This window comes from Novosphingobium sp. ZN18A2 (genome assembly GCF_036784765.1).
Classification (GTDB): Bacteria; Pseudomonadota; Alphaproteobacteria; order Sphingomonadales; family Sphingomonadaceae; genus Novosphingobium.
Window position 1 is genome coordinate 1,602,315 of sequence record NZ_CP136651.1, and the last position, 25,062, is coordinate 1,627,376.

Below are 25,062 nucleotides of genomic sequence, written 5' to 3' on the forward strand. Positions count from 1 at the left end.
AGTGTATGGGATGGGTATCTCTCCGGCAGAGCGCCGGGATCATGACACGGCAGGCAGCAATTGCGCCCCCGAAGCAGACGACCTGCACAAGGACGTTTATCTGGGTTTGCAGATTTGCCGGGCGAGCAGCCTTTCGCTGACCCGCTTGCAGATCGCGCTGAAGGATGGCGACCGGCATCGCGTTCTCGACGCGGTGGACAGGTTGCATGAACTCGATACCCGGGCCGGCAACCTGCTTGAGAACCTGCCGGGCGCCATCACCGACGATCCAGAATGGCAGGCAATCCGCAAATACGTGGAACAGCAAAATATGGCCGTAGCGTTCGAAAGGCTTGCGCTGGCAAGCGAAGTGAGCGGCCCGGACATGGTAACGCCGTTGCGGTGGCCAGACACTGGCGACCAGTCCACATCGGCTGAAGACGTTGAACCGGAACCGATCGGCCGGCGGGCGACCGTATCGAAAATGATCGTCGCCGCGATCGTGCTGGCGGCCATTCTTGCGCTGGCGCTTGGCAGCGTTTTTGTCCTGACGGGTTGATTCTCACGCTATCTGGCAGGCTGGTCACCCGGCGTGGAAACATTCAGACTACATCCGATCCGGATGTAAGGCGCCTCCGGTATTCCCCCTAGGTCACGCACCCGGATTTTCGCGGTCCCGTCCCCCGCCTAGGCCATCATGCGGTAAACTTGCTGCGTGGTCTCGGAAGGGGGACTTGTCATGAATTCGAAAAAGCTATGGCTATGGCTGGGAGCGATCTTCATCGCTTCGTTCGCCGTACTCGGCTGGCTGGGGCGCGACATCTATGTCCAGGCTCCGCCGGTGCCGGACAAGGTCGTGTCCGCAAGCGGCGCCACGATCTACACCAGGGCGCAGATAGAGGCGGGCCGCGAGGTCTGGCAATCGCTGGGCGGGATGGAGATGGGTTCCGTCTGGGGGCACGGCAGCTATGTCGCGCCGGACTGGGGGGCGGACTGGCTGCACCGCGAAGCCACCACGATGCTGGACAACTGGGCAAAGGCGGATCGGGGCATCGCCTATGGCGCGCTTTCGCCCGAACACCAGGCCGCGCTGCGGGTGCGGCTGGTGAACGACCTGCGCACCAATACCTATGATGCGAAGACGCGGACGATCACCGTATCCGATGCCCGCGCGAAGGCGATGACATCCGTCGCGGATCACTATGCGAAATTGTTCAGCACCGATCCCGACCTGCACCAGCTGCGGGTCGATTACGCGCTTCCGGAAAAGACGTTGAGCAACCCGGAAGACCGGACCGAGCTTGGCGCGTTTTTCTTCTGGACATCCTGGGCAAGCGTGACGGACCGGCCCGGACAGGCAATCAGCTATACCAGCAACTGGCCGCATGACGAACTGGTGGGCAACACGCCCGCGGCCTCGATCGGCATGTGGTCGGTCGCCAGTTTCCTGTTCCTGATCATCGGGATCGGCTGGCTGGTCTGGTACCAGGCGCGCCGGGGCGAAGACGATCACGCGGTCGCACCCGCGCACGATCCGTTCGCGGCGATGACGCCGACTCCGTCGATGCGGGCGACGACCAAGTATTTCGTCACGGTCATCGGCCTGTTCCTCACGCAAGTCCTGCTGGGGGCGATCACCGCGCACTATGCGGTCGAAGGGCAGGATTTCTATGGCATCGCCATATCGGACATCCTTCCCTACGCGCTGACGCGCACATGGCACACGCAGCTCGCGGTGCTGTGGATCGCGACGGCGTGGCTGGCGACGGGGCTTTACGTGGCGCCGATGCTTTCGGGGCATGAACCGAAGTTCCAGCGGCTTGGGGTCAATGTGCTGTGGGTCGCGCTGCTGGTGGTGGTGATCGGCTCTTTCGCTGGCGAATGGCTGGGCGTGCAGCAAAAGCTGGGCCACGGTGCGCTGAACTTCTGGTTCGGGCACATGGGGCTTGAATATGTCGATCTCGGCCGGTTCTGGGCGATCCTGCTGTTTGCGGGGCTGATGATCTGGCTGGCGCTGGTGGGCCGCGCCCTGTGGCCCGCGCTGCGCACGCCTTCGGAAAGCCGGGGGCTGATCGGGATGGTCTTCGTCTCGACGATCTCCATCGGCCTGTTCTTCGGTGCCGCGCTCACGTGGGGACGGCACACACCGCTTTCGCTGATCGAATACTTCCGCTGGTGGGTCGTCCACCTGTGGGTCGAAGGCTTCTTCGAAGTGTTCGCAACGGCGGTGATCGCGCTGATCTTCTCCGGGCTTGGCCTGGTGCGGGCACGCGCGGCCAATACCGCGGTAATCTTTTCCACCGCGGTGTTCCTGACCGGCGGCATCCTTGGCACGCTCCATCACCTCTATTTCTCAGGCACGACCACGCCGGTCATCGCCTGGGGCGCGATGTTCTCCGCGCTGGAGGTGGTGCCGCTGGCCCTGCTGGGCGTGGAAGCACTGCACAACTATCGCATGACGCGTGCTGCGCCGTGGGTGGCGACGTATCGCTGGCCGATCCTGTTCTTTGTCGCGGTTTCCTTCTGGAACCTCGTGGGGGCAGGCGTGCTGGGCTTTTCGATCAACCCGCCGATCTCGCTCTACTATGTGCAGGGGTTGAACCTTACGCCCAGCCACGGCCATTCCGCGCTGTTCGGGGTCTATGGCATGTTGGGCATCGGCCTGATGCTGTTCTGCCTGCGAACCGCGTTTCGCGATGGTGCGTGGTCGGACGCGATGCTGAAGCCGACGTTCTGGGCGCTGAACATCGGGCTTGGCGCGATGGTGTTCCTCAGCCTTGTTCCGGCGGGGATCTACCAGGCGTACCAGAGCGTGACGAAAGGCTTCTGGTATGCCCGCTCTCCGGCGGTCGTCCACTCTCCGGTCATGGAGACGCTGGTGTGGATGCGCGTGCCCGGTGACGTCATATTCTCGATAGGGGCGATCATCCTTGCGCTGTTCATGGCCCGCCTGCTGCTTGGACGCGGCGGCAGCGCCACGAAAGCGTGGGATACGCCAGACCTGATCCCCGCTGAGTAGGGTCGCACGAAGGGTCGGTTCGCGTTCGCGCGGGCCGGCCCTTTTTCCCTGGCAGCCAAAATCTTTTCGGATCCCAAATCATGAAATCGCATTCCGAACGCTTCGACAGGCTTATGGCGCTTCCGCCGATCCTGCGCGGTGGCTTTCGTCCGTTCTTCCTTGGCGGCGCGTGCTGGGCGGCCATTGTGGTTACGCTGTGGCTGTTGGCGCTTTCCGGCCGGATCGTCATTCCCTCGCGCTTCGATGCGCTGGCCTGGCATCGGCATGAAATGCTGTTCGGCTATCTGTCCGGTGTCGTCGCCGGATTCCTGATGACGGCGATCCCCAACTGGACCGGTCGCTTGCCGATCGCGGGCAGGCCGCTGGCGGCGATGGCCTTGCTGTGGCTGGCGGCGCGCCTTGCGGTGTTGTTTTCGAACGCGGTGGGAATCTTCCCGGCGATGGCGCTCGACGTTGGATTCCTGGCGACTCTGGCCTTCGTCGCTGCGCGCGAAGTGCTGGCCGCGCGCAATCGCAACGTGCCCGTTGTAATCGTGGTGAGCCTGCTCGCGCTGGGCGACCTGCTCGATTATCTGGAGCTTCTGGGCGCGCCTGTTCCTGCCGGAATCGGCTGGCGTCTGGGCTTCGGGCTGATCCTGCTGCTTGTCGCACTCATCGGCGGACGGATCATTCCATCGTTCACGCGCAACTGGCTGATGAAACAGGGAGAGCGCGAGCGGTTGCCGTCGCAGCCAACGCGGTTCGACTTGGCATCGCTCGGTTTGCTTGGCATAGCGATGGCCACCTGGGTTGCCGCGCCCGATGCAGTGGCGGCAGGCGCGTTGCTGATCGCTGCCGGGCTGATGCAATTCGTGCGGCTGGCAAGGTGGCGCGGCGTGGCCTGTTGGCGCGAGCCGCTGGTTGCGGTGCTGCACGTTGGCTTCGCATTCGTTCCGGTCGGACTGGTCATGCTGGGCCTCAGCCACTTCGTCCGGTGCGTGCCGGCCTCCGGTTCGCTGCACTTGCTGGGGGCAGGGGCGATGGCAGCGATGACGCTGGCGGTGATGACCCGCGCGACGCTGGGCCACACCGGCCGCGCGCTTCGGGCAGATGGCGTGACGGTGGCGATCTATGCCCTGCTGGGGCTGGGCGCCGTGCTGCGCTTTGCCGCTTCTGCGCTGCCGATGGACTATATCCATGCGCTGTGGCTCGCGGGTGCGCCGTGGGTTGCCGCGTTCGCGCTGTTCGCGCTGCGATATGGTCCGATGCTTGCGGGGCCGCGTCCGGACGGGAAGCCTTGATAGTGGCTGGATTTACGCCAGCCGCGCGATCATCACCATGCGCACCAGTTCGGAAAGCGTGCGCGCCGCCATCTTGGTCATCACGTTGGCGCGATAGACTTCCACGGTGCGCGCGCTGATGCCCAGGTCATAGGCGATCACCTTGTTTGCCTTGCCTTCGACCAGCCCTTCCATCACTTCGCCTTCGCGCCCCGACAGCGTGGCAAGCTTCGCCCGGATCGTGTCCCGCTCCTGCTCTATCGCATTGCGCCCTTGCTGCTCGGCCAGGGCAGAACGCACCGCGTTAAGGATCGTATCGTCGCTGAATGGCTTTTCTATGAAGTCGGCGACGCCGGCATGCATCGCCTGGATCGCCATCGGCACATCCGCGTGCCCGGTTATCATGATGATAGGATGCGTTACGCCTGCCTCTTTCAGGCGTCCAACAAGGTCCACGCCCGACATTTCAGGCATCCGGACGTCGGTAACGATGCATCCCGCTTCGATATCCGATGCGACTTTCAGGAACTGCACCGCCGATTCATAGGTCCGGGTCGCGATGTCCTCGCAATCGAGCAGGAAGGCGAGGGAATCGCGCACCGCCTCGTCGTCGTCGATGATGTGGACCACAGCGTCATTCGCCATGTTCTGTTTCCTCCGTGTCGATGCGCGGGACCGTAAAGCTGAATGTCGCCCCGCCGTGGGGCGAAGGCCCGGTCCAAATCCGCCCGCCATGCGCTTCGACAATCGTGCGGCAGATGGAAAGGCCCACGCCCATGCCGGTAAGCTTGGTGGTCACGAACGGCTGGAAAAGCTGCTCGGCCACGTCCGGGCTGATGCCGGGGCCGCTGTCTGAAACCGAAACGCGGGCCATCCGGTCGTCGTCCGCCGTGACCGTGATCGAAAGGTCGCGCACGTCGCTTTCTTCCATCGCGTCTATCGCATTGCGGATAAGGTTGAGCGCAACCTGCTGCAACTGCACCTTGTCGGCCATTACGGTGTCGACCTCTGGCGCCATGTCGAAGCGGACGCGAACGCCAAGGTCTTTCGCGCCGACCAGGGCCAGCGCGCTTGCTTCCTCGATCAGTTTGGGCAGGCTTTCAACCCGCCGCTCCGTCTCTCCGCGCGCGACGAAATCGCGCAGGCGGCGGATGATTTCGCCCGCGCGCAGCGCTTCCTGCCCGGCGCGGTCCACTGCATCGGAGACCTTCTGCAAGGGAACCTCGTCGCGGCGCAGCAGGGTCTTGCTTCCCATCAGGTAATTGCCGATCGCGCTCAACGGCTGGTTCAACTCATGCGCAAGGGCCGATGCCATTTCGCCCAGTGCCGTCAGCCGGGAGACGTGGACCAGTTCGCTTTGCAGTTCCTGCAATCGCTGTTCGGTCTTTTGCCGTTCGGTCAGGTCGCGCACGAAGCCGGTGAAGAACCGGCCTTCGGGCAGCTGCAATTCGCCCACGGCAAGTTCCATCGGGAATGTCGATCCGTCCTTGCGTTCGCCCACCACGACGCGCCCGAAGCCGATGATCCGCCGCTCGCCCGTCCGGTAATACCGCTGGAGATAACCGTCATGCTGCTCGCGATAGGGGGAGGGCATCAGCATCGAGACGTTGCGGCCCGAAACCTCGTTTGCGGTCCATCCGAACTGTCGTTCCGCCGTGTTGCTGAAATCGCGGATCAGGCCCTTTTCGTCTATCACGATCATCGCGTCCGGAACCGTGCGCAGGATCGATGTCAGATGCGCCTCGCGCTGGCCCAGCCGCTGCGTGATTTCCGCTTCTCGCGACCGGGCGCGGTGGAGCCAGCCACCCACGGCCGCAACGCAGACGCCCATCGCGGCATAGACCGCCGCGGCCACGATGTCGCCGAACAGAAGCAGGCCGGTCAGCGCGTCTGCCGTAACTCCGGCGACGGTGCCGGCGGCCGTCACCATCAACGCGCAGCGAAAGCCGCCCAGCGCCGCTGCGGCAACCACGCCCGGCACGAAGAAGATGAACGTCGCACGGTTTACCAGCAGGGGATCGAGCGTCAGCCGCGCGGCAAAGCCGATGGCGATGACCAGCAGGCCGATCACGGCCGCGCCCAGCGGGTTGAACCGTTCGGCAAGCGGCAGGGCGGCAGGCTCTTGCAAAACCGGCTGCAAGGTTCCGGCAGGCGCGCTTTCGCCTCCGGTATCCTCCGTAGGATGAAGACCCAAGTTTAAGCTCCCGATCATCAAGCCTAGCTGGAAGGACGGCTGTTGCAAGTCGTCCACGCGCCAAACGTTCCGGCGCCCGTGGCAGATGGAGAAACCCCGATGATCCCGCAATCCCCCAATTGCTTTGTCCACCACCAGCCTGCCGGCGGTTCGGATCGCATCGCGCTTGCGTTCACCAAGGCCCTGCGCTGGTGCGCGGATACCTTTTTCGCCAGACGTTACGGCCATCGCGCCGTCGTGCTTGAAACGGTCGCGGCGGTGCCGGGCATGGTCGGGGCGACGATCAACCACCTCCATTGCCTGCGCCGGATGTGCGATGACAAGGGCTGGATCCGCACCCTGATGGACGAGGCCGAGAACGAGCGGATGCACCTGATGACGTTTATCGAGGTGTGCCAGCCCACGTTGTTCGAACGGGCGGTGATCATCTCCGTCCAATGGGTGTTCTATGTGTTCTTCTTCGCGCTCTACCTTGCAAGCCCGCGCACCGCGCACCGTGTTGTCGGCTATTTCGAGGAAGAGGCGGTGATCAGTTATACCCATTACCTGCGGGAGATCGACGACGGCCGCTCACCCGATGTCCCGGCACCTGAAATCGCGAAGCGCTATTGGGGCCTTCCCGACGATGCGACGCTGCGCGACGTCGTGCTGGTGGTCCGGGCCGATGAAGCGCACCATCGCGACGTGAACCACGGCTTTGCCAACGAACTCTGCGGCATGGAGGTCCAGGAGGTGTCGCCCAGTCCGCCGCATCGCTTGTCAGAGCCGTCCTGGCGGGAAGCGGCCTGAGCGGCGGCGGCATCCGCCCGGCAAGCCGCAGAACGATGGCGTGTACCGCGCTTCTTGTCGTCGCAGACGATGCGCTCAGGAACTCGATCGCGTTCCTGCTCGAGGCGGAGGGGTTCGTTGTCCTGGCGGATGCCGGAGGCGACGCGGCCCTTCCGCAGGCCGATTGCATCGTGATCGATCATTGCGGCCAGTTGCACAACCTTGAACGGAACATCGCCAGGGTAAGGGCGATGAGCCCCGGCCTGCCGGTGCTGATAGTTGCCAGCAACCCGTCCAGTAAGCTCAGGCGGATCGTGGCGGATGCCAACGCTCATCTTGTCGAAAAACCTCTTCTGACCGACAGCCTGATAGCAAAGCTGCGCCGTCTTGCGGATGGAGCCGCATCGCACGGTGGCTGACCGTTTTCCTCGCGGTAGCCTTGCACGGGCATGGAATTTCGGTTCTTATGGATTTCAGGCAAGATTCGAATGCGCGGAGATCCCGAGTTGTTCGATTGCAATTCAGCGCGATTTCCGTGGCATAGCGGTGACGGGGCATACCTTTGACGCAGGCGCCGCTTCGCGTTGCCGTGATCGGCGGCGGCTGTGCGGCAATGGCGCTGGCGTGGGAACTGTCCAAACCCGAACATGAAGGGCGGTTCGCCGTAACCGTCTATCAGGAAGGGTGGCGCCTGGGCGGCAAGGGCGCATCGGGCAGGGGCGCAAGCGGCCGGATAGAAGAGCACGGTCTGCACATCTGGCTGGGATTTTACGACAACGCGTTTCGCATGATGCGCGAATGTCATGCCGAACTTGAAGCAGGCGGCCTTGGCGCGCTCTATGGCGACTGGCGGGATGCCTGGACCCCGGAAAACGATATCGCCTTGTGTTCCGCAAGCGAAAGCGGCGGGTTCCAGAAATGGTCGGTGCGCATGCCTGCGCGCGCAGGCTTGCCGGGCGACCCGCGCCCCCCCGGCGAAGCGTTCACGCTCCCCTTTTACATGGCGCGCGCGTTCGACCTGTTCCGTTCGCTGATCCTCGACACGCATGTGGACGGCCACAATCCGGCGAGCGGCCTCGATCGCCCGCCGGAAGGCGATGTCGCGGCGCGCATCGCCTATCTGGCGAAGCTGGGAACGTTCGCGGGGGCGGCGGCGATTGCCGAAGGGCTGGGCGTTCTTGCCGCGCTGATCCGTTCCGTAACGCCCGAAAGGGCCGATGGGCTGCTGCAATCGGCCGACGGCTTGCTGCTCCGCCTGCGGCAATGGATCGAGGATCGCTGGATCGCGGACGATCCCAACCGCTTCATGTGGGAAGTGGCCGACCTTACGCTGGCGACCATCACCGGCCTGATGCGCTATGGCATAATGGCCGATCCGCGCGGGCTGGACGCCATCGACGATTACGAGTGCCGCGAATGGATGCGGATCAACGGCGCGTCCGACAGGGCGCTGCAATCGCCGTTCCTGCGCGGGCTCTACGATCTTTCGATGGGTTACGAAAACGGGGACGCCAGCCGGCCGTCGCTTTCGGCAGGGCAGGGACTGCGCGGAACATTGCGGACGTTCTTCGGATATCGCGGCGCGTTCATGTGGCGGATGCGTGCGGGGATGGGCGATGTGGTGTTCGCTCCGCTCTACACGGCCATGAAGGAGCGCGGGGTAAAGTTCGAATTCTTCCACCGGCTGACTGACATGGGGCTGGCGCCAGGCAACGATCACATAGATGCACTGACATTCGATGTGCAGGCGACGGTAAAGGGGCGTGCGGAATACGATCCCCTTGTGCCGGTGAAGGGCAGGCCGTGCTGGCCTTCCGCGCCCGATCTTTCGCAACTGATCGAAGGCGATCGGATCGCGAAAGAGGGCTGGAACCTGGAATCGCATTGGGATCGCAGGAAGGCTGGCGAAAAGACACTGCGCGTGGGGGACGATTTCGATTTCGTCGCGCTTACCGTCGGCGTTGGGGCGGTGCCTTATGTCGCGCGGCAGATTGTCGCGCACGATCCCCGCTGGCGCGCCATGTGCGACAATGTTGCGACGGTTGCGTCCCAGGCGTTCCAGGTCTGGCTGACGAAGGATCTGGAATCGCTGGGGTGGCCGGGGCCGACCTACATCACCGGAGCCTTTGCCAAGCCCTTCGATACCTGGTGCGACATGGCACATGTGGTGCCTGAAGAGGGCTGGAGCGAACCGCCTGCAACCTCGGTCTATTTCTGCGCGGTCCTGCCCGATCCGCCTGACCCTCCATCCGATGAGGACACGGGCTATCCGGCGCGGCGGGCAGACGAAGTGCGGCACAACGCGGAAGGTTTCCTGCAAGGGCCGATCCGGTCCGTGTGGCCGGGGGCATTCGACGCCTATGGCGATTTTCGCTGGGATATCCTGAAAACCGAAGGCGCGGACCGGCCGGCGAACGGGATAGCGCGTTTTGCTTCGCAATACTGGCGGGCGAACGTAAATCCTTCGGATCGTTACGTAATCCATACCCCCGGTAGCTGGCGGCACCGTATTTCACCGCTCGACATGACTTATGACAATTTGACTCTGGCGGGCGACTGGACCGATAGCGGTTTCCATTCGGGTTGCGTCGAAGGTGCCGTAATGTCGGGCCTGCTCGCCGCACATGCGCTGAGCGGTTCCCCTAGGTTGGAGGATATAACCGCCTATGACCACCCATAAGGAGCCTGCTCCGGGCCATAAGGAGCCTGCTTCGGGCAAGCCGGCGAAGCATGGCGGAAAGCATGACACGCAGGGCGAGCGCCCGAAACGGCACAGACCGGAGCGGGCCGGGCCGGATCGCAGCGGCGCGAGTTCCGCGGTGCCTCCATCGGGTCATGGAGACGCAAGCCATGACGACCATCACCATCATCACGGCGGGCATTATCAGGCCGGACAGGGGGAATCCGCCTCGTCCGTTCACATTGACGAAGCCGTCGCGGAAGCAGTGCGGACCGGATACGACGTGCTCTCGGAAACGATTTCGCAAGGGCGCCGCGCCGCGGAAATGTTTCGGCAAGGCAACTTCAGCATCCGCGAAGTCCCCTCCGATATCGAAGCGCTGGCAAGGCGGTTGCTGGACCTTGCGCGGCAACTCAGCACCACGACGTTCGACATCTGTGAGCAGCTTCTTTCGCAGGCTGCGCATGCAAGCGGTCCGCCCCCGCCGGGAGATACGGCGGCGACGGTTCCCAATTTTCGCGAACTGAAGCCCACGCTTGCCAAACAATCGGGGCCTGCACCGCCCGGTCCAACGGCAAGGCATTCGCACCCGGAACATCACGCACACGACACGCGCAAGCTGCCTTTGGCATTCCGCTTCGACGGGAACGACAAGGTAAAGGCGCTGGTTGATACGATCGACCGCCCCTTGAAGCCCACCGGAGCCTGGGAGATCAGTGCGATGCCGCTGATGCGACAGGACAGCGGCGAACGGCCTTTGGACGACGTAAAATTCGAAGCGGACCTTTCGGCAGGCGGGCTGGTCGTGACGATCAATGTGCCGGACAACCAGCCATCCGGTGTCTATTCGGGCATGGTCGTGGCGGAGAGCCAGGACATACCGCTTGGCTTCCTGGTTGTGCAGGTGGAGGGCTGAGCGATGTTGCAGGAGGGGGCATCAGGCGCGACACGTGCTGCCCGATGCCTCCCCCCCGGATTGCTTGAACGCTATGCCGATGCAACGCGCGGGCAGTTGTCGCATTACCTTGGTACGGACAATGCCGCACCTTTTCTCGACGACTTGCTTGCTGACTATCCGGGGCGCGGGGGCAAGATGCTGCGCCCTGCAATCTGCATCGCGAACGCGCGCCTGTTCGGGGGTGACGTAAATTCAGTCGTGCGCTGCGCCGCCGCGGTGGAACTGTTGCACAATGCGCTGCTGATCCATGACGATATTCAGGACGGCAGCGAGTTCCGACGCGGCCGCCCGACGCTTCATGCCATGCACGGCGTACCCCTTGCCATCAATGCGGGCGATGCGCTGATGTTCACGGCGTTTCGTCCGCTGCTCGATGCGGTTCGCCCGTTCGGGCCGGACGTGGCGCGGCAAGTGATTGACGCGACGGTGGAAATGGCTCGGCAGACGGCTGAGGGGCAGGCGCTTGAGCTTGGATGGCGGGATAACAACGTCACGGGGCTGACGGCGGCGGACTATCTGCGCATGGCGCTGAAGAAAACGGCGTGGATGGGCATGATCTGGCCCGCGCAGCTTGGCGTAATCGTCGGTTCTCGTGGCCGTGTGGACCCTGCGCGCGTGCTGCGCTTCGGCCATTTCCTTGGCATTGCCTTCCAGATCGAGGACGATCTGCGCAATCTCACCGCCGATCCGGGCTACGGCAAGGAACGCTGCGGAGATTTGTTCGAGGGGAAGCGAACCCTCATGCTGATCCACGTGCGCGATGCGGCCGACGTTGCGGAGCGGGCGCGGATCGATGCGTTCCTGGCGCTGGGCCGCGAAGAGCGCGGCGAAGAAGAAGGCCAGTGGCTGGCTGACCTGATGCACCGCAAAGGCTCCATCACATACGGCAAGCGCGTTGCCGCCGCGATGGCGGGCTGCGCGCTCGAGGAATTCGAACAGGCTTATGGCGGATGCACAGAGGGCGATGACCGTGCCTTCCTGCTGGGCCTTGTGCGCTGGATATTCGACCGGAAATGAGCGGCCACGTCCTCCTTTACGGTGCGACCGGATTCACCGCACGGAAGATCCTTGCTCAAATCGCCGGAACGATGCCGCTGGTCATCGGCGGCAGGGATGCAGACCGCGTGATGGCCGTGGCCGACGAATTCGGATTGCCCTGGCGGGCGTTCGACTTGTCCGATCACGCCGCGATCGTCGATGCGCTGGATGGCGCGCAAGTCGTCCTCAATGCGGCGGGGCCTTATCTCGACACCGCCGCCCGGCTGGCGGATGCCTGCATCGCGGCGGGATGCGACTACATCGACCTCGCGGGGGAGTGGCCTGTCTTCGCGGAACTGCTGACGCGTGACGAGGCTGCGCGCAATGCCGGCGTCATGATCCTTCCGGGCATGGGATTGACGATTGCGGCAAGCGATTGCCTGCTGAAACGCGCGATAGAAACCTGGCCCGATACCGTGAAGTTCTACCTCGGGTTCTCGTGCCTGCACGCCGTTTCCGCCGGCAGCGTGGCGAGCGCGGCGCGCGTGTTCGATACAGACCTGTTCATCCGGCGCGACGGCAAGATCGTTCCCACACCGGCAGGCAGCCTGGTCAGGGCGTTCGATTTCGACGGCAGGCTTAGCGAAGCGACGGCGATGACCTGGGCCGATGTGGTGACAGGCGAACTTTCGACCGGCGTGCGTTCGATCGAAACCTATACCGAACAGCCCTGGTGGCACCGCGCAGGGTATCGTGCGGCGGGGCTGTTCGCGCGGGTAACGGGCGCGCAGGCGTGGCGCGGACTGGGCGGCGTAACGGCAAGGGCATGGCCCGAAGAACCGCCCGGAGGATTGCCGGATGGCACAGGTTATACGCTGGTTGTGGAAGCGCATGACCGCTGGCGCCGTCCGCGCACCATGCGGATGCACGTGCGCGATGGGTATTCGGCAAGTGCGCTGACGTCCGCTGCCGCCTTGCGGCTGATCCTTTGCGGCGGCGCAATTCCCGGCTTCCAGACGCCTTCGCTGGTGTTCGGTTCTTCGTTCATCGAAGATGCCGGCGCCGCATCCTTCGTTCCGGCAAAGGGATTGGCAGAGACATGAAACGGCACGTCCTCCCGATAGAATATGTCCAGTCCGCTGCCAGTCAGGACGTTCCGCCGCCGTATCATTTCCCGAACGTGACCGTGAATGCGTTCCTCTGGAAGGCGCAGATTCCGGCAGTTCAGGCCTATTGCGACAAGTTTCTGAACCTGGGGACGCGCGAAGAGCGGGGGTTCCGCTATGGCCCGCTTGCGGCATGGCCATACGTGATGCTTCTGTTCCTGGACTATCCCGAGATGGTCAGTTCGAACCGCTTGCCCGAAGACATCGGCGAGGTTCCGTATCCCGACCGCGGAACCACCAGCCAGCGAGAGGTCTTCGTGGCCATCCCCGTCATGCGCCACGGCAACGGCCTTGCCGGAATGCTTACCGAAAGCGAACCCAACTGCATCCTCCCGTTTATTGTCGTCGACAAGCCGTGGTCGTGCGTGTGCGGGCGCGAGATGCTGGGTTTGGGAAAGATGCTGGCGGAAATCGACATTGGGGAAAATGAATACCCCAACAGTTTCAGCGGCGGGGTGATGATGCCCGGATGGGAAGGGGATCAGCCCGGCGAATTCCAGAAGAGGCTCCCTTTCCTGGACGTAAAGACAGGCCCGCTGCTGCCAACCTTCCGGCTGGGCGCGCGGCCGGAAGAGACGCTGGCAACATTGCTGGACAGCCCGGCCGTGGCATTGGCCATCGAAACGATGGGCGATGTGTCGAACTTCCTCGATTACGCTTCGGCAGGGCTTATCCCCACGTCGATGCGCACTGTCGGATTGAAGCAGTATCGCGACGCCGCGCATCCGGAGAAGGCGGTTTACCAGGCGCTCGTCACGTGCCGGTCGCACTATACCAATGTGCGCGACTTGCGCCTTTACGACGAGATGGACGCGTTGATCACGTTCCACGACAAGGGCAGCTTCCGGCAGATTTTGCGAGTGTTCCTCGATCTGAAGGATGACCGCCCGCCCGGCAAGTTCATGACCAGCCCCACTGCGGCTTTCCGGTTTACCGCCGATGTCGATTACGACCTGATGCGCGTGATCCATGAATTTCCCATCGACGGAGGGGAAGGGATCGTTCCCCGCGCGGTGAGAAGCGACCTGACGGCGCGCTGGTTCAGGCCGATCAAGGGATTGTTCGGTGCGGGGCCGCAGCGATGACCGATTTCGTCGAATCCTTCACCACCCGCCAGATCATTCCGCCGTGGATCACGAAAGACTCGCGCTTCTGGGTTTTCGTGATCAAGGCCCAGCCGCTGTGCATGCAGAGCTATCTCGACACGCATCTCAATTCGGCGGGGCCGGACAGGGCACCCTATCACTATGTGGCGACGGCGGGGGAGTGCTACGGGATATTGACCGTTGCGCACCATGTGAACTTTTCCAGCGGATATTCCGGGCAGGAGGGGTGGGACACACTTACCCACAAGGAGGTGTTCTGGTCGTTCCCGGCGCTACGGTATGAGGTGACGCCGGATAACCTGCTGGGAAAGCACAAGGAGGTGTGGATCCAGCCGTTCTATTTCGATGACAGCAGCACCGTCATGTTCTCCAGCCGCGAGATCTGGGGAAGCGAAAAGCAGATGGGCCGGATCGTGCTGAACGAGGGGGTTGAGCCGGACGACCTGCATATCGACCTGTCGACGCAGGGATTTCGCGATTTCTCGCCGCGATCGAAGGCGCGCGAGATCGCCGTGATGCACATACGGCTGAAAAAAAACACCGCCGCGGTCGATGTCGAAAAGCTGATGCTGGCCAATCCCGGCATCGCATCGTTCAGCGGGGCGATGCTGGGCGCCATTCCCTTGTTGGGGCAAAATGGCCACGCGCCTGAACCGGGGTTCACGAACGCCATAACGATCAACACGCTGAAACAGTTTCGCGATGCCTTCGATCTGCACGGGGCGGCTTATCGCGCGATCATAGAATCGCAGATTTCGCACGTCGTCGTGGAGGCGCCGCAGTTCTATGCCGGCGAACAGGTAGAGCTTTCCTTCATGTGGTCCGATACCATGGAAGAGCAGTTCAAACGGCTGTTCGGCTTGCAAGATCCGCGCGCCCCACGGGAAAACCGTAAAGCCGTGCCGACACCGGTGCCCGTCGACGAGGTGGGCACCGACTGGAGTATGCCCTACACGTCAATTCCGGTCCTGTTCGCGATGTCTTTTACGTCGGACGCACATTTCGAAGTGCTCAGGACATTATACACCTACGGACCGAAGGGCGCGGCCTAGGGTCAGGACCTAGACTGCGCGGAATTAGACCGCTTCGGGCAAGGTTTCGCGTATGGCCGCCTTGAAATCGTAGGGAACCCATTCGACGCAATCGGGCCAGTTCCCCGTGTTTACCCAGTAATCTGCCAGCCCCAGCCTGCGGCACAGCTTTGCGAATCGGGGCACCCTGAGGGAGTCGCTCCACCGGGCAAGGATGGTTCCGGGATAATAGATGCTGGGCCGCGCGCCCTGAGGATCGAAAACGTAATCGTATGAAGCCCTTTCGGCGAGGTCGAGCGCGAATTCCACCTTGCCGAGCTTCGCGATGGAAAGGATCAGGTTCAGCGGCAACGTTCCCGTCTCTTCCAGAAGCTGGACATAGCGGGCAACGCGCTTTTCGATCAGAACGGGGTCGCGCGTCCGCTTGGCATCGGCATAGGCCTTTGCCGCCCACATATCCTTTGCCTGCCAGCCATCGAACCGTTCGATATCGGGAACGGCTTCGTCATAGGCATCCCAGAAATCCAGGAAGCTCGCGCTGTTGATCTGTGAAAGCTGGATTCCCGGATTGTCGGGCCAGCGCCGGCGGATGCGCCTGTTCATCTCGATGCCGCCCTCGTAATCGCCGGTATAGAGCCGCATCTGGGACACGAGGAGCTGTGCCGACGGCATAAGCGGGTTGAGCTCGCACGCCTGCTCGGCCAGCGCCAGTGCGTCGCGAAAGCGACCGACGCTCCAGTAGAAAACGCTCATTTCGGTAAGAATCGCGGGATCGCGCGGCGACACTTCCAACGCTTTGCTCAGCAGCTCCTCGCGTTCTGCATAGGCACCCCACGGCTCGAGCATGGCCAGCGCCGCATAGGCGCCGCCGCACGAATGATCGAGCTCAAGCGCCTTGTGCGCCGCGTCTATCACCCCGCCGCGGCCTTCGTCATATGGCCCGTCATACAGGCCGGTGCGCAAGGCCCAGGCACGCGCCGAGGCGAGCAGTTCCCATGCCTGCGCGAAATCGGGGGCGCCACTTGTCACCTTTTCCAGCAGGGGGATCGCGCGCTTCGCCGAATCGTCGAAAGTCGCGTCGCCTTCCGCAAGCCAGCCGCGTGCTCGGATGAAATCGTCGTACAGGTCCGGCGGTGCCGTGCGTTCCTTCCCCTTGGGGGCGAAATCCACCTTCAGCGCCTTTGTGACGGCTTTCGCGACGGCCTTCGCGATAGAATCCTGCAATTCGAACACGTCTTCCAGTTCGCCATCGAACCGGTCACCCCAGATCGCGCTTCGCGTGGAGCAGTCGACCAGTTCCGCGCTGATCCGCACGCGCATTCCTCCGCGCCGGACGGACCCGTCCAGAAGGTGCGACGCACCAAGCGCAGCGGCTACCTTGTCGGTATCCTTGTCCGTCCCCCGGAACTGGAAGCTGGACGACCGTGCGATAACCTTCAGGTCGCTGCCATCCGAAACCGAACGCTGGATCTCCTCCGAAACGCCGTCGCAAAAATAGGTTAGCTCGTCGTCGGATGACAGATTGTCGAAGGGAAGGACGGCCAGCATCGGTTGCGCGGTCGGGCGCAGCGGTAACTGGGCCTTTCGGACAGGCGCGCGGGCGGGCGTTCCATTGGCGCGCGCCTTTGCGAGTTCCGCGATGCTTGCATCGATCTTCAGCCATGCGGGCGCGTCCGGTTCTCCCTTCCAGCCGGTCGCCATTTCGCAATGGACGTGGTTGAACGGAAGCGGCGGCAACGCGCCGTCGACGCTCATCTGCACCAGCTTGTCAGCATTGTAGGCCATGCCCGCTTCGGCCGGCACCCAGCGTGATACGCGCGCGTCTTGCGACCATAGCACCAGCACCGCCGCGGCCTCGTTCAGGCTTTCTTCGATAACCGTCGAAAACGCGCGATGTGCCGGCAGTTCGTCGTCGATCCAGACGGAATATCCACGTTCGCGCAACCGTTCCGCGGCCGCGCGAGCCTGCTCGTAATTGTTTCGGGCATAGGAGACGAAAACGTCGGCCAATGCATACCCCTTGCTTCCCGGCGCCGGATTCGAAGACTACTTGGCGACCGAGGGCAATACAAGGCACCGAAATGGCAATATCGGCATTTATTCCTTGCCCCTCATGCGCGAAAGTATGGCGATTTTCCGGAATAATGCGTATCCTGCTTTCGGGAGGCGGCATTTGGGCACCACCTTGGCACATGTTCCTGACCATGACGCTGTGGCCGTTTTCCGGTCGGCTTTCGATTGCGGTGACGACCTGGCCGCCGTGGCCATGCGGATTGCGCGTTTCTTCGATTATCCGGCGCGCGGGGCAATTATCGAAGAAGGCCAGGAATGCGCCGATGTGCACCTGCTGACGTGCGGGCACGCCCGAAAGCAGGCGGTGTCCATCGAAGGCCGCATGATCGTTGTCGAAGATTATCGCGAAGGCGACCTTTTCGGAGAGGCGGCCCTTTCCGGCGACACGACGGCGCATGAAGACATTCGCGCGGTCAGCGCATCGCGCACAGGCGCCTTTGCTAACCATCAATTCGTGTCGCTGATGTCGGCGCACCCGGCCATCGCCCTGGCAGTGTCGCGCCTGCTGGTATCACGGCTGGGAAACGCGACGCGCCGGTTCACCGAAGGCTTCACGCTTACCGCCGCCGGCCGCGTTCATGCCGAATTGCTGCGCCGGGCGGAAAAGCAGAACGCTGCTGCCGCGCAACTTGAGATCCGGCCTCCGCCCGTGTTCAGCGAACTCGCGCTATCGGTGCAAAGCACGCGCGAAACGGTTTCCAGAGCGGTCAACGCCCTGGAAAAGCGCGGAATCGTGAAACGCACGGATGATGCCCTGATTATCGTGGCACCGCACCGGCTGGAAGAACTCGTTTACTGAGCTCGCCCACACCGCCTAGCGCAGATGCGCGGCAAATATGCTGGAACCCGAAACTTCGCCCACCGGTTCGACCTGGGGCGGGGTGCCGGGCATCAGTTGCAGCGCATCGGCAAAAGTCTCGCTTGTGGTCAGAACGCCCGGGATCGCGCCTTCGGATATCCGCACGAGTTCGGTCAGTGTCCGGCCGACCAGCGCCATCGGATCATCCAGCCAATGCGCCAGGCCGTAATGTGCGGTAAGGCGCATGGGAAATGCGTCATTCTGGAGCTTCATCAGGTCGCTCGCGTGCTGCCATGCGGCAACGGGTTCGGCAAAGGCACATATGCGTGCGTTGCCGATCGGCAGGACAAGATCGGGCTGGACCGCGATACCGTCGATCGCGCGGCGAAGCGGTGTCAGGACATCGTCGACCGCGCGGGCGAAACTTTCATCGCCTACTTCCTCAAGGCCGTCGAATGCGATGTGCAGCAGCGCCGTCAGCCGCAAATCCGCCCTGCCTTCGGGTGTTTGCCGCTGTCCCGATGCAGGGACCGACGCGTTGCGCGGCCAGCGCATAATGTGCTGCCGCGCGCCGGTTCTGCGCCAGATTTCGCCGCTGCGCCGTGTCTCCAGGCCCGAGCCGTATTCGCCCGGTCCTTCATCGACAATGACGAGTTGCACCGCTTCGCTTTCCAGCCGTGCGGCATGCCGCAATGCGGACCCTTTGGCGGTGTCGGATGCAAGGCGCGTCGCCAGCGGCTGGAAGCCGTCGCTGAAGCGGGTCATCGTGCGCACCGAGGCTGCGGCGTTCAGGCAGGAATCGAAACGGTTCCGCCACTCCTGAGCGTAAGGCGCGACCGAGGCGTTGATGAAGTCTTCTATCCGGTTCGGCAGGACTACGTGCAGTTCCGCGCCCGCGGCCAGCAAACGCTCTGCAACCAGAATATCCGAACCGGCGGCCAGTGCGCCGAACCCGAAGCCGATGCGTTCGCTATCGATGAAGCGGTCGATCCGCGCTTCAAGATCGGGGCTGTCCGCCGCCACGCCGAGATGCCCGGCATAATGGAGTGAGCGCGGCGGGCGAAGGGCGTCCAGCCAGTCTGCCGGTTTGCCCTTGCTGGACAGGACCAGTGACAGCTGGCGGATGGTCACGGCGTGTTCGTCCCACCCGTCGGGATCGTGCGCCAGCGCATGGCGCATCGCTTCTTTCGCGCCGTCGACGTCATCGCAAAGGATCAGCGCTTCGGCACGCGTCGCCGAAAGGTAGTAAGGCGTTTCCGCTATGCCCGTGTCGCGATCCATCCAGTCGATCAGTTCGCGCGCGATCGTGCAGCCCAGGTCCTCGTCACCCGAAAGCATGGCCAGGGTGGCGGTGTTGATGCGGGTATAGGGCTGGGGGCGCAGTTCGTCCGCTGCGGCGTAATACCGGGCGGCCTGTTCGAAAAGCGGGCGCCGCCGCGCGGGCGGTAGCGATACCGCCCTGTCTTTCAGCAGCCTGCCTTTAACGGCTAGCGCGGCCGGATCGTTGGTCCTGGCGTCAAATCCGCCGGCCTGGAACTGCGCTTCGGCATGTTGCAGGCCGCCCGCGCGCGCAATCGTTATGATCGATGCCAATGTCGGTCTTTGTGGATGCACGGGAACTCCCCAACCATCACGCATCGGACCCCACGGTCGTTTCGCAAAACGTGTTGCCACCCTGGGATCGACGCAGGTCGGTACTACATGCAATTCGCCCGATGGTGATGCAAGAAAGCAGAAAAAGGCCGCCACGGTCCGGGAATTCCGTGGCGGCCTTTTCAGGATTGGGCTCAGTTCTCGTTCGGTCCCTTCACCAGCGCGTGATCCATGTGATCGGCGCTGACGAATTGCTTGTCCGTCTTCGCGGACGTCCGCTCCGCAAGTCGTGTCTGGGCAACGGCGACCGCATTTTCCATGCACTTGTTGATTTCCATGGTTTCCCTGAGGGACTTGCGATTGGTGTTCTGTCCGCAGACCTTGCCGGCTGCCTCGTGGATCATTCGGCTGGCGTATTCCTGCCCCGCTTCGGTGCTCAGATCGAAGCCGTTCAGGTCGATGCTGACGCTGGGCTGGTCGCCTTGGTCGGCAAACGCGGGGGTGGCAAACGTGGTCGCGGCGGCGATGGCGGCGGCGGCCAGGGACTTCACGATGCTCTTGGTGATGTAGGCCATTTCTTCGCTCCTTCTTCCGTAGTGGCAGGATCGAAGTACGCCGCATCGATTCGCTTTGCGCGTGATGGCCATCACGCCCCGAAAATCTTGTGATTATTCTTTTCCCGGCGGCTTGCATCGATATGCGCGCCGGCCCTTGTCCTAACCGGGCAGCGCCAGCGGGCGGGCGTGATAGGTGTGCAGCCAGTCGGAAACGTCCGCCGTCATGAGGCTGGACACGCGGCCTATACGCAGGTTCAGAATATCGAAGTCGAGCGGTTCTTCCGTGATCAGATCCCTCAGCGCGGAGAGGTTGTCGACCAGCGAATGGCCGCGCTGGGCAATACCAGCAAAATCGCCCTGCATCCGGATGCCATAGATCGCGGCGCCCAGTGCGGGCAGCGCCGCGGTAAGGATCGTGACCGCGATGGTTGCCGCGTGAACGAAGCTGTCGAACTCGGGCAGAAGCAGGTCCGCGGTCTTGAATGCGAGAAGGGCAATGCAGGCAAGGGCCGTCAGGCCGAACAGCGTTGCGCCCAGTATATGCATGCGGTGATCGAGCCTGTGCATCCGGCCTGCATCGGTTCGCAGATAGGCGATCTGGCCATCGATCAGGCGAAGCAGATCCCGGCGCACCGATTCCAGGTAGGCCGCGTTCACCTGTGCGGTGGGCAATCCGATCTCGCGTGCGGTCGTCCGGGTGCTCAAGGCGACCGACCATGACATTTCCGAACTGCCCGCCCGCAGGTTCAGCGTCCCCATCCGGCTGGCGATGGACAGGCAACGCAAATGCTCGGCAAGTGCCCGGCTGTCCAGCCAGAGTTGCTGCCACGCTCCACGGATGCCCGCGCGCGTCTGCACAAGGATCGTTGCGATGATCACCAGTTCCAGCGTGACCAGAAGCGGCTTGAAGCCTGCGGGGAGGGCAAGCCCCATCAGCGACAGGAGAACGGCCGTTGCGGCGAACACGAAGTTCGCGATGTAGGTGCTGCGAAATTTCCGTGCGTAATTGCTTGCCTTCGCGTCTGCCCTGGCAAAGCGCGGGACAAGAAGTTGCGTGAGGCGCATCCCGAAACCGCCCGACAAGGGAGGCTGCGCGGTGAGCGTGGCGGCAGCACCCTCAAAATCGACGCGGGTCCGGAAATCCGAACGCCTGACGCGCCGGATGCCGAAGACTGCCAGCAGCAGCGGATAGCCGATTGCGAAAGAAAAGCGCCGCTTCGATCCGCCCTTTTGCGTCGTGCGTTCTGCTGTTTCCAAGGGTTCCGCCAGCAGGGGCGTGATCACGGAAGGCAGCAGGTCGAAATTCAGGCGGGCCACGCTGTCGAGGGTTTCGCGGCCCAGATAGACTTCGTGAAACCCGCTCCACAACAATTCGGGCGGACGCCTGTCGTCCGGGTCTATATGGACCACCGGTATCCCTTGCGATACCGCTTCGGCCACGATCTGGGCGGAACCGCCCCGGCCGCGCACCGGTTGCCCGTCCCAGATCGCGATAAGGATATCGCATTGTTCAAGGACGATCCGGCCCGCGCGTTCATAGGCCGCGCCGTCTCTTCCCGGCGGATCGCGCTCGCCCTGCAGTTCGAAAACCGCGTCGCAACCGGCAAGGATCGCGTAATAGCGGTCGCGGGCCGTCCCGGCGGGATGGTCTTGCGCATATTCGTCGCGAAAATAGGGGAGCACGGCATCGACTTGCCAGCCGCGTCCCTTCGCGGACTGTGCAGCGATGGAATCGGCGCCTTCGGCAAGGCTCGTAACCAGCCTCAGTTGCCCGGCGTCTTCCAGCCCGGCAGCTTCCTCGATCGCGGCGATGACACTGTCGACCCGGTCTTTCAGCGCGGGCAACAGCGCTTCGTCGAGCCGATCCAGCCGATGCCCCGTAACGCCGACGCCAAGCCTTTTCGCCGGGATGTCTCTATCCTCGGCCGGTGCCGATAAAGTCGGTTGCGGATCGGAAGTCGGCTCCACCCCGTGTGCATAGAATAGCGCCCGAAAGCTGGTCAATCCGAAAGCGGGGCGCGGGCCGAAAGCGGGGCGCGGTGTGGCAAGTCAATCCATGCCCGGAAATGTCCATGCCCGGAAATGGCACGACCGGGATGTGACCGTTTCCGGGACGGTCCCATCGCCGCAATTCCAGACTTCTGGACAAGCTCCGATTTTGCCAGCACCTTGCCGCGCGGAGATTCTTCAAGATTTTCGGCGGGGCAAATGACAAGCAATTCAGGCGAGCAACTGGCCAATTCAGGCGAGCAACTGGGCCGCGTGGTAAAGACCAACGGCACGCGCGCGATCTGCCTTGTCGATCATGACAGGCTGACGGGCTTCCGATCGTCGGGCGTTGAGGGCACGCTTTCCATGGGCTCTATCGGCGGCCTGTTCAAAATCCGCGTCGCAGGCTCGCTGCTGGTCGGTTCGATGACCGATCTGTCACAGGACGTGATGGACCGGTCCACCATCCTGGCAGAGATCGAGTATATCGGCGAAGGGGATGCCGGGCCGGACAACTGCCTTGCCGGTTTCAGGCGCGGTGTCGACGTTTTTCCCCAGCCGGGAGACGCGGTCTATTTCGCCGAGACGGCGGATTACGAGCGTATCTTCGCCCCGCCGGACGCGCCGACGATAACCGTCGGCACCGTCTATCCCACCGATACCGTGCGCGCCCCGCTGCTGGTCGACCAGTTGCTGGGCCGCCACTTTGCCATCGTGGGGGCAAGCGGCACCGGCAAATCGACGTCTGTCGCGTTGCTTTTGCAGCGAATTATCGATTTCGCGCCCCACGGCCACGTGGTGATCCTTGATCCGCACGGCGAATATGCGCGCGCATTCGGCGATGCGGCGAAGGTATGGGACGTTTCGAACCTTGAGCTGCCGTACTGGGCCATGAACCTTGAGGAACATTGCGATTCCTTCGTTCACGACAGCGGAAGCGGCCGGATCGTGGATTCCAACATCCTTGCCGCCAGCCTGCAAAAGGCCCGCTCGCGCAACGTGCGCATGGACGCGGCGGCGAAGATCACGCCGGACAGCCCGGTTTCCTATCAGGTGGCAGACCTGATCGCCGCGCTTGAAGAGCAGGCAGGGCGGCTTGAGAAGATCGCAGATGCACACAGATACACACAACTGCGGCTGACGATCGAACAATACTTCAATGACGAGCGTTTCCGCTTCATCTTCAATGCCGATTTCGCATCCCACTCGCTCGAACGGTTTCTTGGAGAGATCATGCGCGTGCCCGGCCACGGCAAGCCGATCTCCATCATCGACCTGGCTGGCGTGCCGACCGAGATCGTCAACGTGGTGGTGGCGACGATTTCGCGGCTGGTGCTGGATTTCGCCATCAGGTCCACGCACTTGCGCTCTGTCCCCGTGCTTCTGGTTTGCGAGGAAGCGCATCGCTATCTCCCGCGCGAGCATGACGACGCGACCGCATCTGTCGAACGTCAGCTTGAACGCGTGGCGCGCGAAGGGCGCAAGTACGGCGTGTGCCTGGGGCTGGTATCGCAGCGGCCTTCGGAGCTGTCCGAAACCGCGCTTTCGCAATGCGGCACGATCATGTCGCTGCGGCTGAACAACCTTGACGATCAGGACCGGCTGAAGGCGAGCCTTTCCGAAGGCGCGCGCGCCTATGTCGACGTGATCGCCGCGTTGAAGAACCGCGAATGCGTGATCAGTGGAGAGGGCGTTCCGGTGCCGATGCGGGTGGTGATCGACACGCTGGAAGCCGAACGCCGCCCCGCGTCCGACGATCCCCAATTCAGCAAGGCGTGGAGCGAAACCGGCGGCGAGGAAGACCTGCTGGCCGCGGTCGTCAGGTCATGGCGGGGGGAGGTATGACCTGCCCAGTTCCTGCCGGTTCACTTTCAGCGACGACGGGTTTTTGAGCCGTCCTTCGTTCACACCAGTCGACAAGATATCCGGCGCTCCACCAGATAATGGCCGTGCAGACGATAGAGAACAGACCGTCCACAGCATAGTGCCAGCCAAGGTGAACCGATGCGACCAGTATTATGATCGCATAGCTACCGGCGATCAGCTTTATCCAGAGCTGGCGCACGTTGGTCAGCGTAGCGAAAAAGAAGAGGAACGCGATTGAAACGTGCAAGGACGGCATGGCTGAAATGCCCGATCCCAAACTGCCCGTTTCAAACTGGTTCATCAGAAATTTCGCTTCCATCGGAGCGAACAGGCCATACTTCGCATCCACCATGGCAAGCTGGTTCGTCAAACCGTCGAACTGGTGCGATCCGTAGAAGTGAAAATAGAAACAAGGGCCAACAGAGGACAGGGCGGTTGCGGCAAGGCTGCCGAGAAGCGACCAGCACAGCAAATAGGAAAGCAGGCCGCGCGCCTGAAGCTTCATGTTGGACGTGAAGCAGAACCAGCCGAACATCACCATCATCATGGCAAACCACACCGTATAGGCACGGTCGAGGAAGACCGTGCCGACAGGGCCGATCAGGGCATGGGTAATACGCCACGGATCGATGCCGAACAGTGCCCGGTCCGCTGCGGCCAGATAGGGGTCGGCATAGAAGGGAACGATGCGTGGAATCGCCGATTTGTAGGAACTGATGGCCCGGCCCATCGGCAACATCAGCAAAATGAAAAGCATTCCCCGCGTCAGCCAGTGACGACGCATATACACGGTCTTGCGGAACGCGCGGATTGGCTGATCGACCTGTCGTTTGGTAATTTCAACGCTCAGAAGGCCGAACCAGATCAGGCCGGGCAACAGCCAGCCCGGCAACATCTGGCGTAACCCGCCATAGCTGAAATAGTTTGCGGCCGGTGCAAGGCCCCAAAATGCCCCGGCGGTAAATTCAACCGCAGCGAATGCCAGCAGGATAATATAAGCCAAGCCGAGGTTGCCGAACATTTTGCCCCCTGCATCTGTGCGCGACG

At 62.8% G+C, this 25,062-nt stretch carries 20 protein-coding genes; 13 read left to right on the forward strand and 7 right to left on the reverse strand.

Annotated features, from left to right (window positions below; translation table 11 throughout):
- Positions 1-10 precede the first annotated feature (10 nt).
- The 3 genes from RXV95_RS07855 (at position 11) to RXV95_RS07865 (ending at position 4,278) form a co-directional block, all read left to right on the forward strand.
- A complete protein-coding gene (locus tag RXV95_RS07855; RefSeq protein ID WP_338468453.1) occupies positions 11-538 on the forward strand; it encodes a hypothetical protein in 528 nt (175 codons plus the stop codon).
- A 180-nt stretch (positions 539-718) separates the two neighbouring features.
- Entirely contained in the window at positions 719-2,998 is a 2,280-nt protein-coding gene (locus tag RXV95_RS07860) for a nitric-oxide reductase large subunit (protein WP_338468454.1), read from the forward strand.
- An 80-nt stretch (positions 2,999-3,078) separates the two neighbouring features.
- Positions 3,079-4,278, forward strand: a complete 1,200-nt coding sequence (locus RXV95_RS07865) for an NnrS family protein (protein WP_338468455.1) — start codon at positions 3,079-3,081, stop codon at positions 4,276-4,278.
- A gap of 12 nt (positions 4,279-4,290) precedes the next feature.
- On the opposite strand, the gene fixJ is transcribed toward RXV95_RS07865, so the two are convergent.
- Together fixJ and RXV95_RS07875 are read right to left on the reverse strand one after the other, a co-directional pair.
- Complete coding sequence (fixJ, locus tag RXV95_RS07870) at positions 4,291-4,902, reverse strand: response regulator FixJ (RefSeq protein ID WP_338468456.1); 612 nt, start codon at positions 4,900-4,902, stop codon at positions 4,291-4,293.
- Positions 4,892-6,451: a PAS domain S-box protein gene (locus RXV95_RS07875; RefSeq protein ID WP_338468457.1), complete on the reverse strand. Its 1,560-nt coding sequence runs from the start codon at positions 6,449-6,451 to the stop codon at positions 4,892-4,894. Before RXV95_RS07875 ends, fixJ begins: the two co-directional genes overlap by 11 nt.
- A 99-nt stretch (positions 6,452-6,550) precedes the next feature.
- On the opposite strand from RXV95_RS07875, the gene RXV95_RS07880 reads away from it, so the two are divergent.
- The 8 genes from RXV95_RS07880 (at position 6,551) to RXV95_RS07915 (ending at position 15,159) form a co-directional block, all read left to right on the forward strand.
- Positions 6,551-7,240, forward strand: a complete 690-nt coding sequence (locus RXV95_RS07880) for an alternative oxidase (protein ID WP_338468458.1) — start codon at positions 6,551-6,553, stop codon at positions 7,238-7,240.
- Between the two features lie 35 nt (positions 7,241-7,275).
- Positions 7,276-7,638, forward strand: a complete 363-nt coding sequence (locus RXV95_RS07885; RefSeq protein WP_338468459.1) for a hypothetical protein — start codon at positions 7,276-7,278, stop codon at positions 7,636-7,638.
- Between the two features lie 143 nt (positions 7,639-7,781).
- Positions 7,782-9,899: an NAD(P)-binding protein gene (locus RXV95_RS07890; protein WP_338468460.1), complete on the forward strand. Its 2,118-nt coding sequence runs from the start codon at positions 7,782-7,784 to the stop codon at positions 9,897-9,899.
- Positions 9,886-10,815, forward strand: coding sequence for a hypothetical protein (locus tag RXV95_RS07895; RefSeq protein ID WP_338468461.1), 930 nt, complete (start codon positions 9,886-9,888; stop codon positions 10,813-10,815). The genes RXV95_RS07890 and RXV95_RS07895 overlap by 14 nt, the downstream gene beginning before the upstream one ends.
- Before the next feature lie 60 nt (positions 10,816-10,875).
- Complete coding sequence (locus RXV95_RS07900; protein WP_338468462.1) at positions 10,876-11,874, forward strand: polyprenyl synthetase family protein; 999 nt, start codon at positions 10,876-10,878, stop codon at positions 11,872-11,874.
- Positions 11,871-12,938 carry a saccharopine dehydrogenase NADP-binding domain-containing protein gene (locus tag RXV95_RS07905; RefSeq protein WP_338468463.1) on the forward strand — a complete coding sequence of 356 codons (1,068 nt, stop codon included), beginning with the start codon at positions 11,871-11,873 and terminating at the stop codon, positions 12,936-12,938. Before RXV95_RS07900 ends, RXV95_RS07905 begins: the two co-directional genes overlap by 4 nt.
- Entirely contained in the window at positions 12,935-14,086 is a 1,152-nt protein-coding gene (locus tag RXV95_RS07910) for a hypothetical protein (protein ID WP_338468464.1), read from the forward strand. The genes RXV95_RS07905 and RXV95_RS07910 overlap by 4 nt, the downstream gene beginning before the upstream one ends.
- On the forward strand, positions 14,083-15,159 hold the full coding sequence (locus tag RXV95_RS07915) for a hypothetical protein (RefSeq protein WP_338468465.1): 1,077 nt from the start codon (positions 14,083-14,085) through the stop codon (positions 15,157-15,159). Before RXV95_RS07910 ends, RXV95_RS07915 begins: the two co-directional genes overlap by 4 nt.
- Positions 15,160-15,183: 24 nt before the next feature.
- On the opposite strand, the gene RXV95_RS07920 is transcribed toward RXV95_RS07915, so the two are convergent.
- Positions 15,184-17,148, reverse strand: coding sequence for a TIR domain-containing protein (locus RXV95_RS07920; protein ID WP_338468466.1), 1,965 nt, complete (start codon positions 17,146-17,148; stop codon positions 15,184-15,186).
- A 40-nt stretch (positions 17,149-17,188) separates the two neighbouring features.
- On the opposite strand from RXV95_RS07920, the gene RXV95_RS07925 reads away from it, so the two are divergent.
- Complete coding sequence (locus tag RXV95_RS07925; protein WP_338468467.1) at positions 17,189-18,010, forward strand: Crp/Fnr family transcriptional regulator; 822 nt, start codon at positions 17,189-17,191, stop codon at positions 18,008-18,010.
- 15 nt (positions 18,011-18,025) lie between these two features.
- Here the strand turns inward: RXV95_RS07925 and RXV95_RS07930 are convergent, their stop codons facing one another.
- The 3 genes from RXV95_RS07930 to RXV95_RS07940 form a co-directional block, all read right to left on the reverse strand.
- Positions 18,026-19,603, reverse strand: a complete 1,578-nt coding sequence (locus RXV95_RS07930; RefSeq protein ID WP_338468468.1) for a tetratricopeptide repeat-containing protein — start codon at positions 19,601-19,603, stop codon at positions 18,026-18,028.
- Between the two features lie 194 nt (positions 19,604-19,797).
- On the reverse strand, positions 19,798-20,178 hold the full coding sequence (locus RXV95_RS07935; RefSeq protein WP_338468469.1) for a UrcA family protein: 381 nt from the start codon (positions 20,176-20,178) through the stop codon (positions 19,798-19,800).
- Between the two features lie 141 nt (positions 20,179-20,319).
- Positions 20,320-22,128, reverse strand: a complete 1,809-nt coding sequence (locus RXV95_RS07940) for a hypothetical protein (RefSeq protein ID WP_338468470.1) — start codon at positions 22,126-22,128, stop codon at positions 20,320-20,322.
- Positions 22,129-22,368: 240 nt separating this feature from the next.
- Between RXV95_RS07940 and RXV95_RS07945 the strand changes: the two genes are divergently transcribed.
- Positions 22,369-23,994, forward strand: coding sequence for a DUF87 domain-containing protein (locus RXV95_RS07945; RefSeq protein WP_338468471.1), 1,626 nt, complete (start codon positions 22,369-22,371; stop codon positions 23,992-23,994).
- Here the strand turns inward: RXV95_RS07945 and RXV95_RS07950 are convergent.
- Positions 23,969-25,036, reverse strand: coding sequence for a phosphatase PAP2 family protein (locus RXV95_RS07950; RefSeq protein WP_338468472.1), 1,068 nt, complete (start codon positions 25,034-25,036; stop codon positions 23,969-23,971). The two genes, RXV95_RS07945 and RXV95_RS07950, sit on opposite strands and share 26 nt — an antisense overlap.
- Between the last annotated feature and the right edge of the window lie 26 nt (positions 25,037-25,062).

Coding starts and splice junctions, on each gene's coding strand:
- RXV95_RS07855 (WP_338468453.1), top strand. CDS start 11: ATGGGTATCTCTCCGGCAGAGCGCCGGGATCATGACACGGCAGGCAGC.
- RXV95_RS07860 (WP_338468454.1), top strand. CDS start 719: ATGAATTCGAAAAAGCTATGGCTATGGCTGGGAGCGATCTTCATCGCT.
- RXV95_RS07865 (WP_338468455.1), top strand. CDS start 3,079: ATGAAATCGCATTCCGAACGCTTCGACAGGCTTATGGCGCTTCCGCCG.
- fixJ (WP_338468456.1), bottom strand. CDS start 4,902: ATGGCGAATGACGCTGTGGTCCACATCATCGACGACGACGAGGCGGTG.
- RXV95_RS07880 (WP_338468458.1), top strand. CDS start 6,551: ATGATCCCGCAATCCCCCAATTGCTTTGTCCACCACCAGCCTGCCGGC.
- RXV95_RS07885 (WP_338468459.1), top strand. CDS start 7,276: ATGGCGTGTACCGCGCTTCTTGTCGTCGCAGACGATGCGCTCAGGAAC.
- RXV95_RS07895 (WP_338468461.1), top strand. CDS start 9,886: ATGACCACCCATAAGGAGCCTGCTCCGGGCCATAAGGAGCCTGCTTCG.
- RXV95_RS07905 (WP_338468463.1), top strand. CDS start 11,871: ATGAGCGGCCACGTCCTCCTTTACGGTGCGACCGGATTCACCGCACGG.
- RXV95_RS07910 (WP_338468464.1), top strand. CDS start 12,935: ATGAAACGGCACGTCCTCCCGATAGAATATGTCCAGTCCGCTGCCAGT.
- RXV95_RS07915 (WP_338468465.1), top strand. CDS start 14,083: ATGACCGATTTCGTCGAATCCTTCACCACCCGCCAGATCATTCCGCCG.
- RXV95_RS07935 (WP_338468469.1), bottom strand. CDS start 20,178: ATGGCCTACATCACCAAGAGCATCGTGAAGTCCCTGGCCGCCGCCGCC.
- RXV95_RS07945 (WP_338468471.1), top strand. CDS start 22,369: ATGACAAGCAATTCAGGCGAGCAACTGGCCAATTCAGGCGAGCAACTG.
- RXV95_RS07950 (WP_338468472.1), bottom strand. CDS start 25,036: ATGTTCGGCAACCTCGGCTTGGCTTATATTATCCTGCTGGCATTCGCT.